The sequence below is a fragment of the Marinobacter sp. PE14 genome (assembly GCF_053566155.1).
Genome location: NZ_JBQXNY010000002.1, coordinates 279,179 through 297,821, shown reverse-complemented (window position 1 = coordinate 297,821; position 18,643 = coordinate 279,179). Strand labels below are relative to the sequence as shown.

At 58.9% G+C, this 18,643-nt stretch carries 17 protein-coding genes; 10 read left to right on the top strand and 7 right to left on the bottom strand.

All coding sequences use genetic code 11. From position 1 onward, the window contains the following. Positions 1 to 101: 101 nt before the first annotated feature. On the top strand, positions 102 to 533 hold the full coding sequence (locus ACWJ62_RS07290; protein WP_148609786.1) for a CBS domain-containing protein: 432 nt from the start codon (positions 102 to 104) through the stop codon (positions 531 to 533). 29 nt (positions 534 to 562) lie between these two features. After that, on the top strand, positions 563 to 1,405 hold the full coding sequence (gene fghA / locus ACWJ62_RS07285) for an S-formylglutathione hydrolase (RefSeq protein WP_449285578.1): 843 nt from the start codon (positions 563 to 565) through the stop codon (positions 1,403 to 1,405). 14 nt (positions 1,406 to 1,419) lie between these two features. Here the strand turns inward: fghA and ACWJ62_RS07280 are convergent, their stop codons facing one another. Continuing rightward, entirely contained in the window at positions 1,420 to 2,544 is a 1,125-nt protein-coding gene (locus ACWJ62_RS07280) for an HD-GYP domain-containing protein (protein ID WP_449285577.1), read from the bottom strand. 276 nt (positions 2,545 to 2,820) lie between these two features. Here ACWJ62_RS07280 and ACWJ62_RS07275 point away from each other — a divergent pair, with 276 nt between their 5' ends. Beyond that, positions 2,821 to 3,831: a GGDEF domain-containing protein gene (locus ACWJ62_RS07275; protein WP_449285576.1), complete on the top strand. Its 1,011-nt coding sequence runs from the start codon at positions 2,821 to 2,823 to the stop codon at positions 3,829 to 3,831. Here the strand turns inward: ACWJ62_RS07275 and ACWJ62_RS07270 are convergent. Beyond that, the gene (locus ACWJ62_RS07270; RefSeq protein WP_449285575.1) at positions 3,795 to 5,216 is read right to left on the bottom strand and encodes an MATE family efflux transporter; all 1,422 of its coding nucleotides are present in this window, start codon (positions 5,214 to 5,216) and stop codon (positions 3,795 to 3,797) included. The genes ACWJ62_RS07275 and ACWJ62_RS07270 overlap by 37 nt on opposite strands. An 85-nt stretch (positions 5,217 to 5,301) precedes the next feature. On the opposite strand from ACWJ62_RS07270, the gene ACWJ62_RS07265 reads away from it, so the two are divergent. From ACWJ62_RS07265 to ACWJ62_RS07255, 3 genes are all read left to right on the top strand, one after another. Next, complete coding sequence (locus tag ACWJ62_RS07265) at positions 5,302 to 6,174, top strand: carboxylate/amino acid/amine transporter (RefSeq protein WP_449285574.1); 873 nt, start codon at positions 5,302 to 5,304, stop codon at positions 6,172 to 6,174. Between the two features lie 152 nt (positions 6,175 to 6,326). Continuing rightward, entirely contained in the window at positions 6,327 to 7,901 is a 1,575-nt protein-coding gene (locus ACWJ62_RS07260) for a methyl-accepting chemotaxis protein (protein WP_449285573.1), read from the top strand. Positions 7,902 to 8,066: 165 nt separating this feature from the next. Then, positions 8,067 to 9,464: a sodium-dependent transporter gene (locus ACWJ62_RS07255; protein ID WP_449285572.1), complete on the top strand. Its 1,398-nt coding sequence runs from the start codon at positions 8,067 to 8,069 to the stop codon at positions 9,462 to 9,464. 102 nt (positions 9,465 to 9,566) lie between these two features. Here the strand turns inward: ACWJ62_RS07255 and ACWJ62_RS07250 are convergent, their stop codons facing one another. From ACWJ62_RS07250 to ACWJ62_RS07230, 5 genes are all read right to left on the bottom strand, one after another. Then, on the bottom strand, positions 9,567 to 10,151 hold the full coding sequence (locus ACWJ62_RS07250; protein WP_449285571.1) for a hypothetical protein: 585 nt from the start codon (positions 10,149 to 10,151) through the stop codon (positions 9,567 to 9,569). Between the two features lie 101 nt (positions 10,152 to 10,252). Continuing rightward, positions 10,253 to 11,563: a TRAP transporter large permease gene (locus ACWJ62_RS07245; protein ID WP_449285570.1), complete on the bottom strand. Its 1,311-nt coding sequence runs from the start codon at positions 11,561 to 11,563 to the stop codon at positions 10,253 to 10,255. Then, positions 11,560 to 12,099, bottom strand: a complete 540-nt coding sequence (locus ACWJ62_RS07240; RefSeq protein ID WP_449286153.1) for a TRAP transporter small permease subunit — start codon at positions 12,097 to 12,099, stop codon at positions 11,560 to 11,562. The genes ACWJ62_RS07245 and ACWJ62_RS07240 overlap by 4 nt, the downstream gene beginning before the upstream one ends. Positions 12,100 to 12,193: 94 nt before the next feature. Next, positions 12,194 to 13,240, bottom strand: a complete 1,047-nt coding sequence (gene dctP, locus ACWJ62_RS07235) for a TRAP transporter substrate-binding protein DctP (protein WP_449285569.1) — start codon at positions 13,238 to 13,240, stop codon at positions 12,194 to 12,196. Positions 13,241 to 13,482: 242 nt separating this feature from the next. Further along, positions 13,483 to 15,078, bottom strand: a complete 1,596-nt coding sequence (locus tag ACWJ62_RS07230) for a class I adenylate-forming enzyme family protein (RefSeq protein WP_449285568.1) — start codon at positions 15,076 to 15,078, stop codon at positions 13,483 to 13,485. A 148-nt stretch (positions 15,079 to 15,226) separates the two neighbouring features. Between ACWJ62_RS07230 and ACWJ62_RS07225 the strand changes: the two genes are divergently transcribed. From ACWJ62_RS07225 to ACWJ62_RS07210, 4 genes are all read left to right on the top strand, one after another. After that, entirely contained in the window at positions 15,227 to 16,021 is a 795-nt protein-coding gene (locus tag ACWJ62_RS07225) for an SDR family NAD(P)-dependent oxidoreductase (protein ID WP_449285567.1), read from the top strand. Further along, a complete protein-coding gene (locus tag ACWJ62_RS07220) occupies positions 16,021 to 16,461 on the top strand; it encodes a PaaI family thioesterase (RefSeq protein ID WP_449285566.1) in 441 nt (146 codons plus the stop codon). The genes ACWJ62_RS07225 and ACWJ62_RS07220 overlap by 1 nt, the downstream gene beginning before the upstream one ends. Before the next feature lie 47 nt (positions 16,462 to 16,508). Further along, positions 16,509 to 17,711, top strand: a complete 1,203-nt coding sequence (locus tag ACWJ62_RS07215; RefSeq protein WP_008177030.1) for an acyl-CoA dehydrogenase family protein — start codon at positions 16,509 to 16,511, stop codon at positions 17,709 to 17,711. Positions 17,712 to 17,874: 163 nt separating this feature from the next. Further along, entirely contained in the window at positions 17,875 to 18,642 is a 768-nt protein-coding gene (locus tag ACWJ62_RS07210; RefSeq protein ID WP_449285565.1) for an SDR family NAD(P)-dependent oxidoreductase, read from the top strand. The last annotated feature ends 1 nt before the right edge of the window (position 18,643 follow it).

The following is an 18,643-nucleotide window of genomic DNA, read 5'->3' as shown; positions in this document are numbered from 1 at the left end:
TCCCTATGTAAACCGATGGCCCGGTAAAAGTGGTGGATTCAGGAGTGATTGCCTATGCTCATTACAATGGCGACCATCCACCGAGGAGAGAGATTCTGCCCATGCGTTCACTCAAAGTTTCAGATGTCATGTGGAACCACATCGAGCCGATCCGCTGTGGCACGCAGCTCACCAAAGTGGTGAAGACGCTGCTACACAACCACGTAACTGGCCTGCCGGTCGTTGATGACCAGCGTCATGTGATCGGTTTTATTTCCGAGCAGGACTGCATCCATGCTCTGCTGGTCAGCGGCTATCACCGCGAGGGCGACCCGCTTGTTGACGATGTCATGTTCCGGAAACCGGTAACGATTTCGGCAGAGATGTCGGTGGTCGATCTCGCCCAGAACCTCGGTGCGGGCAAGCCAAAGGTGTACCCTGTTGTGGATCACGGCAAACTGATCGGTATTGTCACGCGTACTGCTATCCTGGCCGAGCTGGCGCGCACCGGTTTTGGTCTGGAACCGCCAAAGCACGCCAGTGCCGAATACTGAAACACACTTTTCCCAGAATTGAGGACACTATGGAACTCCTATCCACGAACGTCAGTTTCGAAGGCGAGCACCGCCGCTACCGGCATACCTCCGCTACCCTCGAATGCGACATGGAATTTGCGGTGTATCTGCCGCCCGTGGCTGTGGGCTCCAACCCGAAGAAGGTGCCAGTCCTCTACTGGCTGTCAGGGCTGACCTGCACCGACCAGAATTTCATGCAGAAAGCCGGCGCCCAGAAACGGGCCGCTCAGTTGGGGATGGCGATCGTCTGTCCTGACACCAGCCCCCGTGGAGTGAACCTGCCGGGCGAGGATGACAGTTATGACTTTGGCTCCGGGGCCGGCTTCTACATCAACGCCACCGAGCAACCCTGGGCACCCCATTACCGGATGTACGACTATGTGGCGAAGGAATTGCCGCAGTTGATCGAGAATGAATTGCCGGTAACAGACAAGCGCTCTGTCAGCGGCCATTCCATGGGCGGCCACGGCGCTCTGATCTGCGCACTGAAGAACCCGGGCCGCTACGCCTCGGTGTCGGCGTTTGCGCCCATCGCCAACCCCACCGAGTGCCCCTGGGGTCAGAAAGCCTTCAAGGGCTATCTTGGAGACGATCCGCGAAGTTGGGAAGAATGGGATGCGACGCTGCTCATTCCCACCGCTCGGGAGCGGTTGCCGCTGCTGGTGGACCAGGGCACTGCGGACGAGTTTCTGGACAGCCAGCTGAACCCGGATGCTCTGGCGGACGCCTGTGAGAAGTTCCACCATCACATCAACATGCGCATGCACCGGGGTTACGATCACAGCTATTTCTTCATTGCCTCATTCATTGATGATCACCTCGATCATCATGCAAAAGCACTGGGTTTATAGCGTGGTGACGATGGTCAGGAGCGGAAGCCCCAGACCAGGCTAAAGTCCATGGAGGGCATGACCTCGGGCTCTTCCAGAGACTGGATGCCGAAATCCGGCTCGCTGGCGTCCCGCTCGAAGGTGCCGGTGTAACGGTTGCCCCGGGGGCCGAAGATGGCTTTCACAAAAGGTCCCCGGGCTCTGACTGGACGGCGCGTGACCACGCCCACTTCGTTGTTTTCCAGGCGCACCAGTATGCCGGGCGGATAATCGCCGAGAATCTGCAGCAGGGCCTTGGGAATGGCCGGCCGGAATTTGCCGTCGGCCAAGTTGGCAATCAGCTTCCGGGCGTCGGCCACGTTCATGCGCTGCCGGTAGGCACGTTTGGTGATCATGGCCACATACCGCTCTGCCAGCGCCAGGATTTCCGCCTCCGGCCGTATTTCGGTGCCACTCAGACCTTTCGGGTAGCCGCTTCCGTCGGCTTGCTCATGGTGTTGCGCAATGATGGTCAGCAGCAGCTTGTTATCGATGCCCGCGGCCTGCAGGGCCTGGATGCTGCGTTCGGGGTGTTTGCGAATGACGCCGCGCTGTTCATCGTTCAGCACCGTATTGGACGCGTTCAGCTTGTCGGCGATGGGCACGAGGCCAAGATTGGCGGTTAGGGCGGCGGCAGTCAGTACTGCAACTCGTTTCTCTTCCAGGCCGAATTGCCGGCCAATGAACTGGCAAAGAATGGCGTAAAACAGGATCTGTTCGTGAATGACCGGGCCGATTGAGTAGAGGTGAACCAGTGCCAGGGTTGCATCCGGTGATTCCGTGCAGGTGCGCTCGATCATCCGGGCCAGTCCGAGTAGCCGCTTTTGGGCCGAAGGATCGGAATCGGTAATGGCTTTCAGGGTTGCTTCAAGTGAATGGAGCAGGTCCGGGTAATCGGCAAACGGGTTGCGATCCCGGGTATCCTCAAACACCTCTTCCTGGGGGCGTTCGATCTTGCGAGGTTTGAATCGGCCTCGCTCGAACAATTGCTCCAGCTGGGAATCTGTCTGAATTACATAGCCCTGGCGCAGAAGGATGTTTCCGTCTGCATCGTAGACGTCCCAGGGTAAGGGCCGGCCAATGGTGAGCGCACCGGGCGCAATTCGAACAAGTTCGGTCAAATCAGGTGTCTCGGGTACAGGTTAATTGTGTCGCCAGTGTAACCCCGAATGCGGCTGGGGCTCCACTGAAGCGACCCGGCTCTGGCAGCGAAACTGCGTGGTTTTACCTGATTTTACCGCTGCCCCTGTTTCGGGGTGCAGAAAAAATGAGCAAGCGTTCACACTTTGTCTTTTTTGATAGAGAATATGTAAAGAATCGTTGTCCTTTAACGATCATTCAAATTGGTTGAGCTATTCTGGGATTCAGAATAGTACTTTCTCGGACGAAAACGCTAAATGCTCCATCGCCTCAAGACCGATTTCCGATTATCGATCATCACCCTGCTGGGGGTGAGCGCGTTTCTGGGGATTACTCCGTTTGCCGTGATGCGCTACCTCCAGGGAAATCTGCTGGCTGGACTGGTGGATACAACGATTCTTCTCGGTATCTGCTCTGCGCTGGTCTATGCATGGGTAACCGGGGACACGCGACGAAGTGGCGTGGTTGTCGCCAGTATCGCTTGTGGCGGCGCGGTCGTCGTCGGAATTGTGGTAGGCGAGCCGGGACTGTTCTGGCTGTACCCGTGCCTTGTCACTACGTTCTTTCTTGTTAACCCCAGGATTGCCGTAGCCCTGAACATTGCCTCGGTCATCGCCTTGATGCTTCATGGCGGTGCCTTCCGCTCTGATGTCCAGATGTGGTCCTTTGCCTCAACCACTTTCGTGGTCAGTGCCTGCGCCTACGTCTTTGCCCACAGGAACCATGATCAGCGGGAGCGTCTGGAGCATCTGGCAACGATCGATCCGCTGACCGGCATCAAGAACCGGCGCTCAATGGATCAGGAACTGGATCTCGCGGCGGCGAATGCCGAGCGCACCGGTTTGCCCTATGCCCTGGTCATGCTGGATATCGATCATTTCAAGAAGATCAACGATGAGCATGGCCATGGCGTGGGCGATGGCGTATTGACCGATCTGGTGGCCTTGCTGAAACAGAACACCCGCAAATCAGACCAGCTGTTCCGGTACGGTGGCGAAGAATTCGTACTGCTCCTGCCGGGAGTCGACGGCATTGGCCTCAAGGCCGTGATGAACAACCTGCAACAGGTGCTGCGCAAATACATGAAGCACCCCGGCGGTTCGGTTACGGCGTCGTTCGGCGTGGCACTGCTCGAGCATGGCGAAAGCGTTGATAGCTGGCTGGCCAGAGCGGATGCGGCACTCTACGAAGCCAAGGAAACCGGCCGGGATCGTGTCGTATTTGCCGATGCTCAGCGCACGCCGGAGCTTGCAGCCGAAACGGCCTGACCGCTATTTGGAGCATACAGAAAGAGTCTGCACCCCAGCAGAATACTGGCCGATGCCAGCCCGCCCGTCAGACCTACCCAGAAGCCGGCGGCTCCCATGGCCGGCACCAGCCAGTCTGTGAAGGTCAGCAGATATCCCAGTGGCATACCCACGCCCCAGAATGAAAACAGCATGATGAACATTGGAATGCGGGTATCCTTGTAGCCCCGCAAGGCACTGATGCAGGTTACCTGGATAACATCGGCAATCTGGAACAGGGCCGCGAACATCAGAAGCTTCACGGTGACCGCCTGTACCTCGGTATCACTGGTATAGAGTGCTGCGATCTCCCGGGAGAATACGAACAGCAGTATTGCAAAAACCAGCGCTGTAGCAGCCGCCAGAATCAGTGAACTTCGGGAGATGAGTCTTGCGGTGGCGGGTGCCCGGGCGCCCATAAGGAAGCTGACCCGGAGGGTCAGCGCCATACCGATGCTCAACGGCAGCATGAACAGTAAAGAAACCACGTTCAGGGCGATCTGGTGCCCGGCCACCACCACCGGGCCAAGGGGCGCCAGAAACAGGGCAATTACCGAGAACAGGCTGGCCTCGACAAAGATGGTGAAGCCGATGGGCACGCCGATGCCGAGGATGTAGCGCATGCCTGCCAGGTCCGGCTTCACCCAATCGGCAATCAGGTGGAACTGACGGTAAACCCGGCTGCGGTTCAGGTACACGAGCAGTGCCGCTGCCGCGACACCGTTGGAAATGGATGTGGCCCAGCCACAGCCAACGCCTCCCATGGCGGGCAGCCCCAGCTTGCCGTAGATGAAAATGTAGTTCATCGGCAGATTGATCAGTGTGCTGAGTACAGAGAATGCCATGATCACGCGGGTGTGCCCGAGGCCATCGGTCAGGCCGCGTAGTGCCGTCATTAACAGCAGCGCCGGGATACCCCAGGCGAAGGCATTGAGGTAGCCCTGGGTGATGCGCGCAGTATTGGTCTCCAGGTTCAGAAGCGCCAGCACTGGGTGCACGTGGGTAAGCAGCAGGATCATGATCACGGACCCGGCGGCCGCCAGGTACAGTCCCTGCCAGGTTGCAGGCATGATTTTTTCCACCTCCCGGGCGCCGTTGTAGCCGGAAATAATGGGTTGCAGCGCCCCCAGCATGCCCATGAAAAACAGGAACAGGGGCATCCACAGGCTGCTACCAATACCCACCGCCGCGAGATCCTCGGCACTCGCGTGGCCGGCCATGATGGTATCGATCACGCCGTTGGCCATCTGGGCGAGTTGGGCGATCAGGATCGGCCCGCCCAGAATGGCGAGGGTTCGCCACTCTGTCAGCGTTCTGGTGACCAGCGGCTGCCGGGGTTCCGGCAATGGCTGGTGGATCTCATCCATGGGGTGTTATCCCGTGTTTCTGCACTGCAAGTTTCTCCCAAAACCGTTAAAGTACGCGCCTTGATCACAACAGATGGCAGTGGCGATGGGACTTCTGGTTTTTGTTACCGTTCTGTGGGCGTTTTCATTCAGTCTGATCGGCGAATTTCTGGCCGGCCAGGTGGACAGCGATTTTGCGGTGCTCAGCCGTGTTCTGCTCGGGGCCCTGGTCTTTCTGCCTTTCACCCGCTGGCGCGGCGTGGCTTCCGGACAGAAACTGGGTATTCTGGTTACCGGCATGTTGCAGTTCGGGATCACCTATCTCTGTCTGTACCGGTCCTTCAGCTACCTGACCGTCCCGGAAGTCCTGCTGTTCACGATTTTCACTCCGCTGTATGTGACCCTGCTGGATGACGCCCTGTTTCGCCGGTTTTCACCGGTGGCGCTCCTGGCTGCAGCCATCGCAACTGTCGGGGCGGGTATCATACGCTACGATGGGCTCAGTGAGGACTTCATCACCGGCTTCCTGTTGCTGCAGGTGGCGAATTTTACCTTTGCCGCCGGCCAGGTAGGTTACAAGCACGTGATGCAACACTACCAGAGTGATCTGCCGGCCTACCGCACCTTCGGCTATTTCTTCTTTGGCGCCCTGATCATCGCGTTGCCGTCCTTCCTTATATTCGGCAATGCCGACAAGCTGCCGACGACCTCCGTGCAGTGGGGCATTCTCGCGTGGCTTGGGCTGGCAGCCTCCGGCCTGGGACTTTTCCTGTGGAACCGGGGTGCCTGTGTGGTTGACGCCGGCACCCTGGCCATCATGAACAACGCTCTGGTGCCTGCAGGCCTGATCGTGAACCTGCTTATCTGGAATCGCGATGCCGATCTGCTCAGGCTGGCCATTGGCGGCGGCGTGATCGCCCTCTCCCTCTGGGTAAACGCGCGCTTCCATCCCCGGGCCCGGCTGGCGGTTTCCACATAAATATCTGCACGGACTAAGGTTCCGTTTACGGCTGCCGTTACACTCCTCATACGCAGGGTAACCTTTGATGAATATCAATGATGTTCATCGGGGCTTACCCTTGTTCGCCCATATTTATTCCCGTGGTCAGCTCCGAGTCAGAAGGTCCGTTTATGCGCAAGAATCTCCCGGTTACCCAGCGTGAAGTCAAAATGCGGAAAGGCGGGCGGTTGATTACCACCACGGATCTGAAGGGGGTGATCACCTACTGCAACGAAGAGTTCGTGGAAATCAGCGGCTTCTCTCGGGAAGAGCTCGTTGGCCAGGCCCACAACATTATCCGCCATCCGGACATGCCCCAGGCTGTGTTCAAGGATATGTGGGATTACCTGAAGGCCGGCAAGGCCTGGATGGGTGTGGTCAAGAACCGCGCGAAGAGCGGCGACCATTACTGGGTAAGCGCTTACGTTACGCCGATTCGTGAGAACGGTCAGATGGTGGGCTACGAGTCGGTTCGGGTCGAGCCAACCCGCGAGCAGATAGCCAGGGCCGAGCAGCTTTATGGCAAAATCTCTGCCGGAAAGATGACCTCATCCTTCAGCAACCGTGCCTTGTCGATGCTTCGTTCCGGCTGGCCATTCCTGGTCTCTCTGGTGTTGAGCCTGGGGGCACTTCAGCTCAACCAGCCCTGGCTGGCTGCGGGCTTGGTCGTGATCGGTCATGCCCTGGGTTTCGGCCTGGTGTTCAGTTCCCTGGCTGCCCGTTTGCGCAGGCTGCTGGACCTTCGCCCAGATGCCTTCCGGGATCCCATCGTCGCCCGTACCTACAGCGACGAACGCGGACTGTTCTCACAGCTGTCGCTGTTGCTGGTCAGTGAGGAGGCACGGGTTCGTACGGCCCTGGCGCGGATTGATGACCAGGCAGAACTGCTCTACGAGCAGGCGCGGGCTTCCCACGGCTATATCAGCGATGGGGCGGCGGCGATCGCCCGGCAGCGTGCGGAAACTGACCAGACCGCCTCGGCAATTAATGAAATGACGGCCTCAATCCAGGAAGTGGCGGAGTCGGTGACCAGCAACGCCCGTGAAGCCGAGGAGGCGAATCGTCTGGCTGGTGTGGGCAGCGACCGAAGCGCCGAAGCACTGGTGGCCATTGAGGAACTGGTAACCCGCGTGAATGGAATTGGTTCAACGATCAGCAAGCTGGGTGAGTCGACCAACAGCATCGGTGAAGCCGCCAACCTGATTTCCGAGATTGCCGAGCAAACCAATCTTCTGGCGTTGAACGCGGCTATCGAAGCGGCGCGTGCCGGTGAGCAGGGCCGCGGTTTTGCAGTGGTAGCGGATGAGGTGCGCTCACTGGCCCGCCGGACCCGGGAATCCACGGTGCGGATCCAGAACGTGATCGACGATTTCCGTCAGCAGGTGGATTCGGCGGTTCAGGCAACCCGGGACGGTGAGGCTGTCGCCGGTCAGGGCCTTGAAAAGGTGCGGGAGGCCGAGAACTCGCTGCGCGATATCGTGACCTCTATCCAGACCATTTCCGACAGCTTTATCAGTATGTCTGCGGCCTTTGAGGAGCAGAGCCAGGTGTCCGACGAGATCAATCGCCAGATCACCAATATTGCCGAGCTGGCCGATCACAGTGATGCCCAGGCCGACTCCGCCAAGCAGAGCAGTGACCGGCTCAGCGCCATGTCCCGTGGCCTGAAAGACCTGATAGCCAGGTTTATCAGCAAAAACGGCTAGTTAGCTTTCCCTTCCTTTTCCTCCCACCGGATCAACCCGGCTCGGGAGGGCGCCAGCACTGGCATCGACGCGCCAGTGCTGGCAGAATCCCGCCCCAATTGCCCCGGCAACGCCGTGGCTATCCCTTTTAAAGACATTCCTCAGCCAAAAGCACAGGAACACAACATGACTCAGTCCAACTCGTTTTCGGGCAACGGTTCAGGGGCCGCCCGTGGTCTCTGGTCTTCCCGGTTGGCGTTTATTCTGGCGGCAACCGGTTCGGCCGTCGGTCTCGGTAATATCTGGAAGTTCCCCTACGTTACCGGCGAGAACGGTGGTGGCGCCTTCGTGCTGGTTTACCTGCTGTGTATCGCAGTGATCGGTATTCCCATCATGATGGCGGAAGTGTTTATCGGGCGGAATGGTCGCCATAACCCGATTACCAGCATGCGTCTGGTAGCGGAGCGAAATCTCAGCGCCCCGGGCTGGCGGATATCTGCGATCATCGGGATGATCGCGGCGTTCGTGATCCTCTCCTTCTATTCGGTGATTGGTGGCTGGGCGGCGTCCTACGTAGGACATGCCGCCATGGGTGACTTTACCGCCGGCACCGCAGATTCCATCGGCGAGCTGTTTGGCAGCCTGCTGGCCAGCCCCGGTCAGTTGCTGCTCTGGCACACCCTCTTTATGGCGCTTGTGATTCTGGTGGTTTCTCAGGGACTGAAAGGCGGTCTGGAGCGGGCAGTCACCATCCTGATGCCGGCCCTGTTCATTTTGCTGCTGGTGGCGGTTGGCTACGCCACCACGACGGGCCATTTTGGTGAAGCCGTCAGCTTCCTGTTCACACCGAATTTTGATGCCCTCACGTTCAACGGGGTACTGATCGCCCTTGGTCACGCCTTCTTTACCCTCAGCCTGGGCATGGCCATCATGATGGCCTACGGTTCCTACCTCGGGCGGGATGTGTCCATCGGCCGCACGGCCGTCAGCGTGGCCATCATGGATACCGTGGTCGCGCTTCTGGCTGGCTTGGCCATCTTTCCGGTGGTGTTTGCCAATGGCCTGGAAGCCGGTGCCGGCCCCGGACTGATTTTCCAGACCCTGCCGCTGGCCTTTGGCAATATGCCCATGGGCGGACTGTTTGGCACCCTGTTCTTTATCCTGTTGTTGTTCGCCGCCTGGACTTCCGGTATTTCCCTGCTGGAGCCCGTGGTTGAGTGGGTTGAGGAAAAGACCAGCCTGGCCCGTACCGGCAGTGCCATCCTTGTCGGTGTGCTCTGCTGGGCGCTGGGCATTGCTTCGATTCTGTCGCTCAACGTCTGGGCCGACGTGGCGCCGCTCGCCATGTTTGAGCGCTTCGAAGGCAAGACCATCTTTGACCTGCTGGACTTCTTCACGGCCAACGTGCTGCTGCCGCTTTCCGGTCTGCTGACGGCGGTATTTGTCGGCTGGTTCGTTGCCAAAGAATCGCTGAAAACCGATCTGGCCCTTCAGGGTGGAGCTTTCACCCTGTGGTACAACCTGATCCGATTCGTCACGCCCATCGCGGTTGCCATCGTGTTTGTTTACAATCTGATGTCGTGATGCCTGCCTGAGCGGCCAGATGGCTGCTCGCGCGCAAACTGGCTCACAAAAAAAGCCCGGCGGATTTAACCGTCGGGCTTTTTGTTTTTCGGCACTCAAGTATCAGTAGTTGCCAGCTTCCCGGAGGGCATCAACATGGGGGCGAACCGCTTTTATGTCCGCCGGAGGCGCATTGCTGGCGCTCTGCATCGCGCCCATGGCGCCCTCCATCATCGCCCGCATCTGGGCTTTTTGCTGGGCGGTCATATTAGGGTTGTTTTCAATCTCGGCCATGGCCGCGTTCATTTCTTGCTGGGCTGCCGGGCTCTGCTGCTCCATCTCGATGGCCATCCAGGCCTGGAAGATCCGGTCGCCGGTTGCCGCCCACTCTTCAAGGCTACCGAAGCCGTGGTCCTGAACCAGATCCTCGAGCTGACCATAGGCCTGGTGACCTTCCAGCTCCTTCAGCGAATCAGAGAAAATGCGTGAGAAGTCGGGCATGGTGCCATCGTTCTGGCTGTCCATGTCGTCACTCAGATCCTCAAACTCAGGCTCCAGCTGTTCGGCAGCCTTCAGGCTGTCGATAAACGATGAGATGGTCTGGTCGGACAGGCCCTGGGCCTGGGTGCCCGCGGAAAACAATGCGAGCAGGGCAAACAGGGTGGTGATGACTGCAGTATGGATTGATGCAGATAATGGGCCGCGCATAAGCGTCTCTCCTTGTGTTGGGCCCCGGATTCCTTATGCCGGGAGCCCCATGAGAGTAGCGCTTTCACGGATTCACTGCCAAATTTTTGCTGTGCCCAGGTTCAGAAAAACAGATCCGGCAGCCAGGTGGCAATTTCCGGGAAGATCATGATCAGGATGATGCCGATGATCTCCACAATTACGAAGGGAATGATCGACTTGTAGATATCCTTCATGGTGATCGACGGCGGCACGATGCCCTTCAGGTAGAACAGGTTGAAGCCGAAGGGTGGCGTCATGTAGCCGATTTCCATGTTGATCACGAACAGGATGCCGAACCAGATCGGATCGAAGCCCAGGGACTCCACAATCGGTATGAATACCGGCAGGGTGATCAGCATAATGCCTACCGGGTCCAGCACCATGGCCAGCAGGAACACGATCACCATCATGGCGATGATGATGCCCCAGGGGCCACCGGGGACCATGTTCATCAGGCCTTCGATCAGTTCCTGCGCACCCATACTCTGGTAGGCGGCGCTGAAGGCATGGGCGGCAAACAGGATCCACATGATCATGCCGGTAAGCTTGAACGTGCGGATGGCGGCTTCCTTCAGGATGCTCCACTTGAACTCCCGGTAAACTGCCGCCGATATCAGGGCGCCCAGAACGCCCATGGCAGCCGCTTCCGTCGGGGTAGTGATACCGCCGATGATGGAGCCCAGAACCATAACGACAACGCCGATTGGTAGCAGCACAGCACGCAGGGCACGGAGTTTTTCCGGCCAGGTGCCCCGGTCTTCTTTTGGTAGCGCTGGGGCCAGTTCCGGCTGCAGGTGGCAGCGCACAATGATGTAGATGGCGGTCAACACCATCAGAAGCACGCCGGGCATGATGCCGGCGGCGAACATCTTGCCAACGGAAACACCGGTGATCAGGGCGTAGAGAATCATCAGGATGCTGGGAGGAATCAGGATGCCCCAGCCACCACCGGTATTGATCACGCCCAGAGCCATGCTCTTGTCATAGCCCCGCTCAAGCATCGACGGCAGCGCGATGGTGCCCATGGCAACAACGGCCGCACCGCTGATGCCGACCATCGCAGCAAACACCGCGCAGATTCCAAGGGTACCCAGGGCAAGGCCGCCTCTGAGGCCGCCGCACCATAGGTGCATCATCCGGTACAGATCGCGGGCCACACCGGTACGCTCGAGGATCATGGCCATGAACACGAACAGAGGGATGGCGACCAGGGTAAAGCTTTCCATGGTGCCCCAGATCTGGGAGGCAACCATGTAGAAGGAATCAAAACCCCAGGTGAAATACAGGAACACCACCGAGACGCCGCCGAGCACGAACGCCAGTGGCAGGCCCAGCAGCAGGAAAAACAGCAGTGAACCGAAGAACAGGAGCGTCAGGGCTTCAATGCTCACAGCTGATCTCCTTCAGATTCGGACTGTTGAGGTGTGTAGTAATCCAGGTTGAACGCCACGGCGATGTCTTCAAGCAGTTTGACCAGCCCTTGCAGAACCAGCAGCGCGGTGCCGATGGGAATGGCCAGCTTCACCGGCCAGATGGGTGGATTCCAGGCGGAATAGGAGGTTTCCCAGCTGGAAATGGATTCCTGGGCCATGTCGATCCCGAACCACAGCAGGGCCAGGGTGAAAATAAAGAACACCAGGGAGGTCACAATATCTAGGGCCGCGCGCTTGCGTGGTCTCAGGTGGGAATGCAGCAGGTCCACGTTCACGTGGCCCCGGTGGGCCATGATGTAGCCGCCCGACATCACCGCATAGATACCGAAGAGCATCTGGGTCAGTTCATTGGTCCAGACCGTAGGGGAATTGAACAGGTAGCGGAACCCCACTTCCAGCAACAGGAACGCGAACATCGCGAAGATCAGAAGGGCTACCCACCGGCCGATAACATCATTGAGACGGGTAACCCCTCTCATGAATGCGGCGATCATCACACTCACGGCAATCTCCCACGGGATACTGGTTTGGTTCAGGGACAGAAAGGCCGGGGTCAGGAACCCCGGCCTTGGTCAGAGCAACGGCTGATCAGAGGTAGCCGAGGTCGGCCAGGTAGCCTTTCAGCATGTCCAATGCCTTTTTGGCGTTTTCGCTGCGCTTGCCTTCCTCATCCCACATGGCCTGGGCCGTGGCAACCAGCTTGTCCTGGACTTCGTCCGGCAGCACATTGAGCTGCACGCCCTGTTCTTCGATGGCCTTGGCCAGGGTGATGCGCTCCTTGTACTGGTACTCGTTGGTGCGGATCCAGAACTGTTCGTTCAAGGCGTCCTTGACGATGTTCTGCATGTCTTCCGGCAGCTTGTCCAGGGCCTTCTGGCTGACGATGATCACGTCGGTGCCGGCAATGTTCAGGGCAGGCTGTACATGGTATTTGGCAACTTCATACAGGCCCATGCTGTAGGCGCCCTGGGCCGCACCCCAGTGGGCACCGTCGACAATGCCGGAATCCAGAGCCGAGTAGAGTTCGCTGCCCGGAATATAGGAGGCGGCGGCGCCGGCTTCGGTCAGGAAGCTTTGAAGAGCGCCGGAGGAACGGATCTTGAGGCTGGTGAAGTCATCCCAGCTTTCGATCGGCTCTTTTACGACCATCTCAGTCGGGTAAACCTTGTCCGTGGCCCAGTAGACACCGTGCTCTGCAGCTTCGTCACGGAGCATCTGTTCGAACCCCATGTTCTGGTGGAAGTAGGCGGCTTCCCAGACGTTACGGAAGGCAAACGGCAGACCTGAGGCGATACCCGCAAGTGAAACCTTGTCCTGGGCATACGATGGGGAGATGGTACCCATTTCCAGGATGCCACGGCTGACAGCGTTGAATGTATCCTTGGCCTTGAACAGGGCGCCGGCCTCGTAAAGTTGCAGCTTAAGACGGCCATCAGTGCGCTCTTCCAGAACTCGTTTGATGCGGCCAAGGCTGTCTGTGTAGGAGCTGCTGGAGCCGGGCCAGTGGGACTGGACTTTCCAGGTAAAGGAGTCCTGGGCGGCGGCCGGCGTGGCAGCAAGGGCGGCTGACAGACCAAGGGTCAGTGCCGAGGCAAAGACGGTCAGTTTTCTTCGAGCGTTATTAACTAGAGTCATGGTAGGCCTCTTTCGTTGTTGTACTTGTGCATTAAATGACTGTTTAGTTATGACCAATGGATCTTTCTTTGTTTCACTGTGCAGAATTGGCGACTGCATGGTGAATCGTAGTTTTCTGAATCTAACACATGTCTTGTTTTTTGCAATAGGCGGTTGATCGGTCATTGATTACAGAATTCATAAAAGGATAGTTCATGGATTGAACGTCAGCAGTACCCACGGCCGATCTGTCTCGCGCCGCCTCAGGTTTCGGGCCAGTAAGGCGCGCGAAGTTCCCGTTTGAGCACCTTGCCAATGGCGGAGCGGGGCAACGTGGCACGGAATTCAATGGCCGCCAGACGCTGGGATTTTCCCAGCTGTGTGTTGGCCCACTCCAGTATCCCGTTTTCGGTTTCATCACGATCGGGCTGGAGAACCACCAGGCCCAGGGGCGTTTCCCCCCAGTGTTCGCTGGGAATACCGATGATCGTGGCGTCGGCTACCGCCGGGTGCGACAGCAGTACTTTTTCCAGATCCACCGGATAGATGTTAAAGCCGCCGGAAATGATCATATCCTTCCGTCGATCAAGGATGTAGATAAAGCCGTCCTCGTCGATTCGTCCCATGTCACCACTGCGGTAATACACCTCACCCTCCGGGCTCGTCCAGAGCATCTCCCGGGTCAGCTCCGGGCGATTCACATAGCCGCGCATCATGGAAATAGCGCGGCCCACGATCTCGCCAGTGGCGCCCCGGGGCAGCTCACGGTCATCCTCGCCAATCACCCGCACCTCAGCGCCCTGGGTGGGTACACCAACCGAGTCCCATTTGTCCGGGTGGGCAGCGCAGTCGAGACTGGTGGATATACCGCCTTCGGTAAGGCCATAGACCTCCCGGAGGTTGCCGGGCCAGCGTGCCATGGCATCGGCAATCACCGCCGACCGCAACGGGGCACTGGTGCAGAGCTTCAGCTTGAAGCTGGAGAGATCAAACCGGTCAAAATCCGGCTGCGCCAGGATCCGCTGGTATTGCACCGGTACCAGCATGGCGTGCGTAACACGGTGGGTTTCGGCCAGTTGCAGGAACCTGTGGGCATCGAACTTCGTCATCAGCACCAGGGTGCCGCCGTGGTAGAGCGTGGGTAATACTGAAACCAGGGTGGTGTTGGAATAAAGTGGCGTTGATACGAGGTTGATAGCCTCGCCGTCCAGCCCATAGCGGCTCATCCTGACCATCTGACGCTGGCGGAAGCGATAATCGTGCAGGATCCCCTTGGGCGTGCCTGTGGTGCCGGAGCTGTAAATGATATTGAACGGATCGTCGAGGGTGACCGGCTCGGGCCGGGCGGTGGCCGTAGTCTGCGCCAGCCAGTCAACCAGGGAGCAACCGGCTCCGTCCAGGGGGCCGGCCAGGCTGATGATGCGCTCGCCGGGTACCTTGGTCAGCTGTGCTCGCAGGCGGCCAAACAGCTCCCGCTGTTGGCCGGAAATGAACAGAAAGCGTGCCTGGCAATCCGTCACCATCAGTGCAAGTGCTTCGGTACTGGCCATGCCAGACAGCGGCACCATACAGCCCCCGGCCACCAGGGTGCCGAGGTACAGGGCGACATCGTCCCGGCTGTTTCCTGACAAGGCAGCCACAGACTCGCCCGGCCGCAGACCGGCCTCGCGTAACCGGTTGGCAATACGGTTAACCTGGTCGACAAGGCTTCGCCAGTCCAGGGTGCCCTGTTCGTCAATCAGGGCCGGGTGGCTGCCACGGGTCTGGGCGTGTTGCTGGATACGATTTCCGATTGCGTCCATGGACTCACTGGGATCGATTGGCGCATAGACCGGCATGTCTCGCTTGCCGCTTTCCATTTTTTGCCCCTCAAGCGTTATTGTGTTTTATCTAGTGAAATTAACTTCCGATTATATTGACTCAAAACCAACAGGCGTGACAAATTAACTGAATGGAAAGACCCCAGCACCATCAACAACAATGAGACAGACCGGGGAGCATCGGCATATGGGACGGTTTGATCAACGGGTAGCCATTGTCACCGGCGCCGGCAGCGGCATTGGTCGGGCGACGGCTCTGAGACTCGCTCGGGAGGGTGCGTCAGTGATCCTGGCGGATACCTCTGAGGCCGGTCTGGTGGAAACTGAAAACCAGTTGCCCGAGCAAGCCCGGCGCCTTCGACGGCTGGTGGATGTGGCCAACGAAGCCCAGGTGGATGCGTTGGTCAACGAGGCTATCGCCAGCTTCGGGCAGATCGACGTGCTGTGCAATATCGCCGGCATTGCCAGTACCGGCCAGGGTCACCCGCCGGTGACCGCCAACGACCGCGCCGAGTGGGACCAGGTGTTATCGGTGAATCTGATAGGCACCATGCTGCTGATCAAACACGTGGCGCCGCATATGCAGGCCCGCAAGCTTGGCGCCATCGTCAACACCGCGTCGGTGGCGGGCATCCGGTCCGGCGCTGGTGGCAATGCCTACAGTGCTTCCAAAGCGGGCGTCATCAACCTGACCATGACAGCAGCCTGTGACCTGGGCAGCGACAACGTGCGGGTGAATGCCGTCTGTCCCGGCCTGGTGGAAACCGGCATGACCCGGGCGGTGTTCGACTACGCCCGCGCCAATGAAAAAGCCCATAAGCTCGGGGCCCGCTGCGAGCTGCGCCGGTATGGCAACCCTGAAGAAATCGCCGCGGCTATCCTGTTTCTTGCCAGCGACGATGCCAGCTACATCACCGGCCAGTCACTGCCCGTGGACGGTGGTAATACCGCGTCCCTTAATATGCCAGGAATGAAAGTGTAATGAGTGAGCAAGAGCCCCTGTTTGCCGATGGAAAAGACCTGCCCGGTTTTCACAGCCTGCTGGGTTATCGCCAGGTGTCCTGGGAAGAGAACGAGGCTGTGCTGGAACTGGAACTGCAGCCCCGGCACCTGAACCTGGGCGGAGTGATTCACGGCGGTGTGCTCACCTCGCTGCTGGATATTGTGCTGGCCCAGGCAGGCACCTATTGCCCCTACCCGGGGCGGATGCGTAAGGCCATCACCCTGTCCCTGACCACCACCTTCACCGGGCAGTGCTCCGGCGGAACGATCAGGGTCACCGGACGTAAGCGCGCCGGAGGCACCCGGATTTTCAACAGTACGGGTGAGGTTCATGACGACAAGGGCAACCTGCTGGCCATCTCCGAAGGTACATTCCGGATCCGGTCCGGCAGCGACAAACCAGAGGGCGTTCCGATCTGACGGAACGGTTACCGACTTAATGCCAACAACACCAAGAGGAAGCGGACATGTTTGAACTGTCTGACAAAGCGAAACAGCTGCAGAATCAGCTGAATGAGTTCATGGATGCCTATATCTACCCGAACGAGCACAAGCATCATGAGCAGATTGAGCAGGCAGAAGACCGCTGGGCGCCGGTTCCGATTATTGAGGAGCTGAAACAGAAGGCAAAATCCGCCGGCCTGTGGAACCTGTTCCTGCCGGAAAGCGAATTCGGCGCCGGGCTGACCAACTACGAGTACGCCCACCTGTGTGAAGTGATGGGTCGCTCGGCCATGGCCCCTGAGGTATTCAACTGTTCCGCCCCTGATACAGGCAACATGGAAACCATCGCCCGCTATGGCAATAAAGAGCAGCAGGAGCAATGGCTGAAGCCTCTGCTGGATGGCGAGATCCGTTCCTGTTTCTCAATGACCGAGCCGGATGTGGCGTCGTCAGATGCCACCAACATTGCCTGTGATATCCGCCGCGAGGGTGAAGAGTACGTGATCAACGGCAAAAAGTGGTGGTCCTCCGGTGCCATGACCACCACCTCGAAGATCGCCATCGTGATGGGCAAGACCGACCCTCAGGCCGAGAAGCACAAGCAACAGTCGATGATTCTGGTGCCGCTGGATGCGCCGGGCGTGAAAATGATTCGCCCCCTGACGGTGTTCGGCTATGACCACGCGCCCCATGGCCATGCGGAGATTCACTACGAAAACGTGCGGGTGCCGGTGAGCAACATCCTGCTGGGCGAGGGCCGGGGGTTCGAGATTGCCCAGGGCCGCCTCGGGCCTGGCCGTATCCATCACTGCATGCGCACCATCGGCGTCGCCGAGCGGGCTCTGGAGCTGATGTGCAAGCGTGCCAATGCCCGGGAGGCCTTCGGCAAGCCGCTGTCCAGTTTTGATTCCATCCGCAAGGACATTGCACGCAGTCGCATCGAGATCGAGCAGGCAAGGCTGATGACCCTGAAGGCGGCGCATATGATGGACACCGTCGGCAACAAGGTGGCCCGTCAGGAAATCGCGATGATCAAGGTTATTGCACCGAGCATGGCGCTGAAGGTGCTGGACCGGGCAATTCAGGTGCACGGCGGCGCCGGTGTTTCCCAGGACACCTTCCTGGCCGAAGCCTGGGCCAAGGTACGGACTCTGCGGTTGGCAGACGGGCCCGATGAGGTTCATCTGGACTCTGTGGCCAAGATTGAGCTTCGCCAATACCGCTAAAACGATAACCTCTGAATCAGGGGGAGAGCGGCCGGGCTGATGTCCTTCCGGGACACGCCGTGAATACGTCCATGTAGGCTTGAGCAAAACATCCCTGTTTTGCACAGTCCCGGAAGGACATCACCCCGCCCACTCCCGTGCTTCAGTGCATGAGGATCGAAGAATGAATAATCCACTGTTTGATATGACCGGCAAGGTCGCCCTGATTACCGGCTCCACCAAAGGCATCGGCCGCGCCATCGCCGAAGAAATGGCCCGCCTGGGTGCCAAAGTCGTGATCTCCAGCCGAAAGGCCGAGGCCTGTGAGCAGGTGGCCAGTGAACTGAAAGCCCAGGGCTACGAGGCCATCGCCATTCCCTGCCATGTTGGTAAAAAAGACCAGCTGCAGAACCTGGTGGATAAAACCAACGAGGCCTGGGGCACTATCGATGTGCTGGTATGCAACGCCGCCACCAACCCGGTGTACGGCACCACCGCTGAAATGACCGACGACGCCTGGGACAAGATCATGGACACCAACGTCAAGGGAACCTTCTGGCTGACCAACATGGTGCTGCCGCAGATGGCGGAAAAAGGCGAAGGAGCTGTGGTGCTGCTGTCCAGCATCGCCGGTATCCGGGGCAACACCACCATCGGAACCTACGGCGTTTCCAAGGCCGCAGAAGCTGCCCTGGCGCGGAACCTGGCAGTGGAGTGGGGCCCGAAAGGTATCCGGATTAACAGCATCGCCCCCGGCCTGATCAAAACCGACTTCGCCCGGGCGCTGTGGGAAGACCCGGTACGGGTCAAACGCGCCGAAGACAAAACGCCGCTGCGCAGAATCGGCGACCCGGTCGACATCGCCGGCCTGGCGGTGTTTCTGTCCACCAGGGCCAGTGCCTACATCACCGGCCAGGTCATCGTAGCCGACGGCGGCGAAACGATTTGTTAGG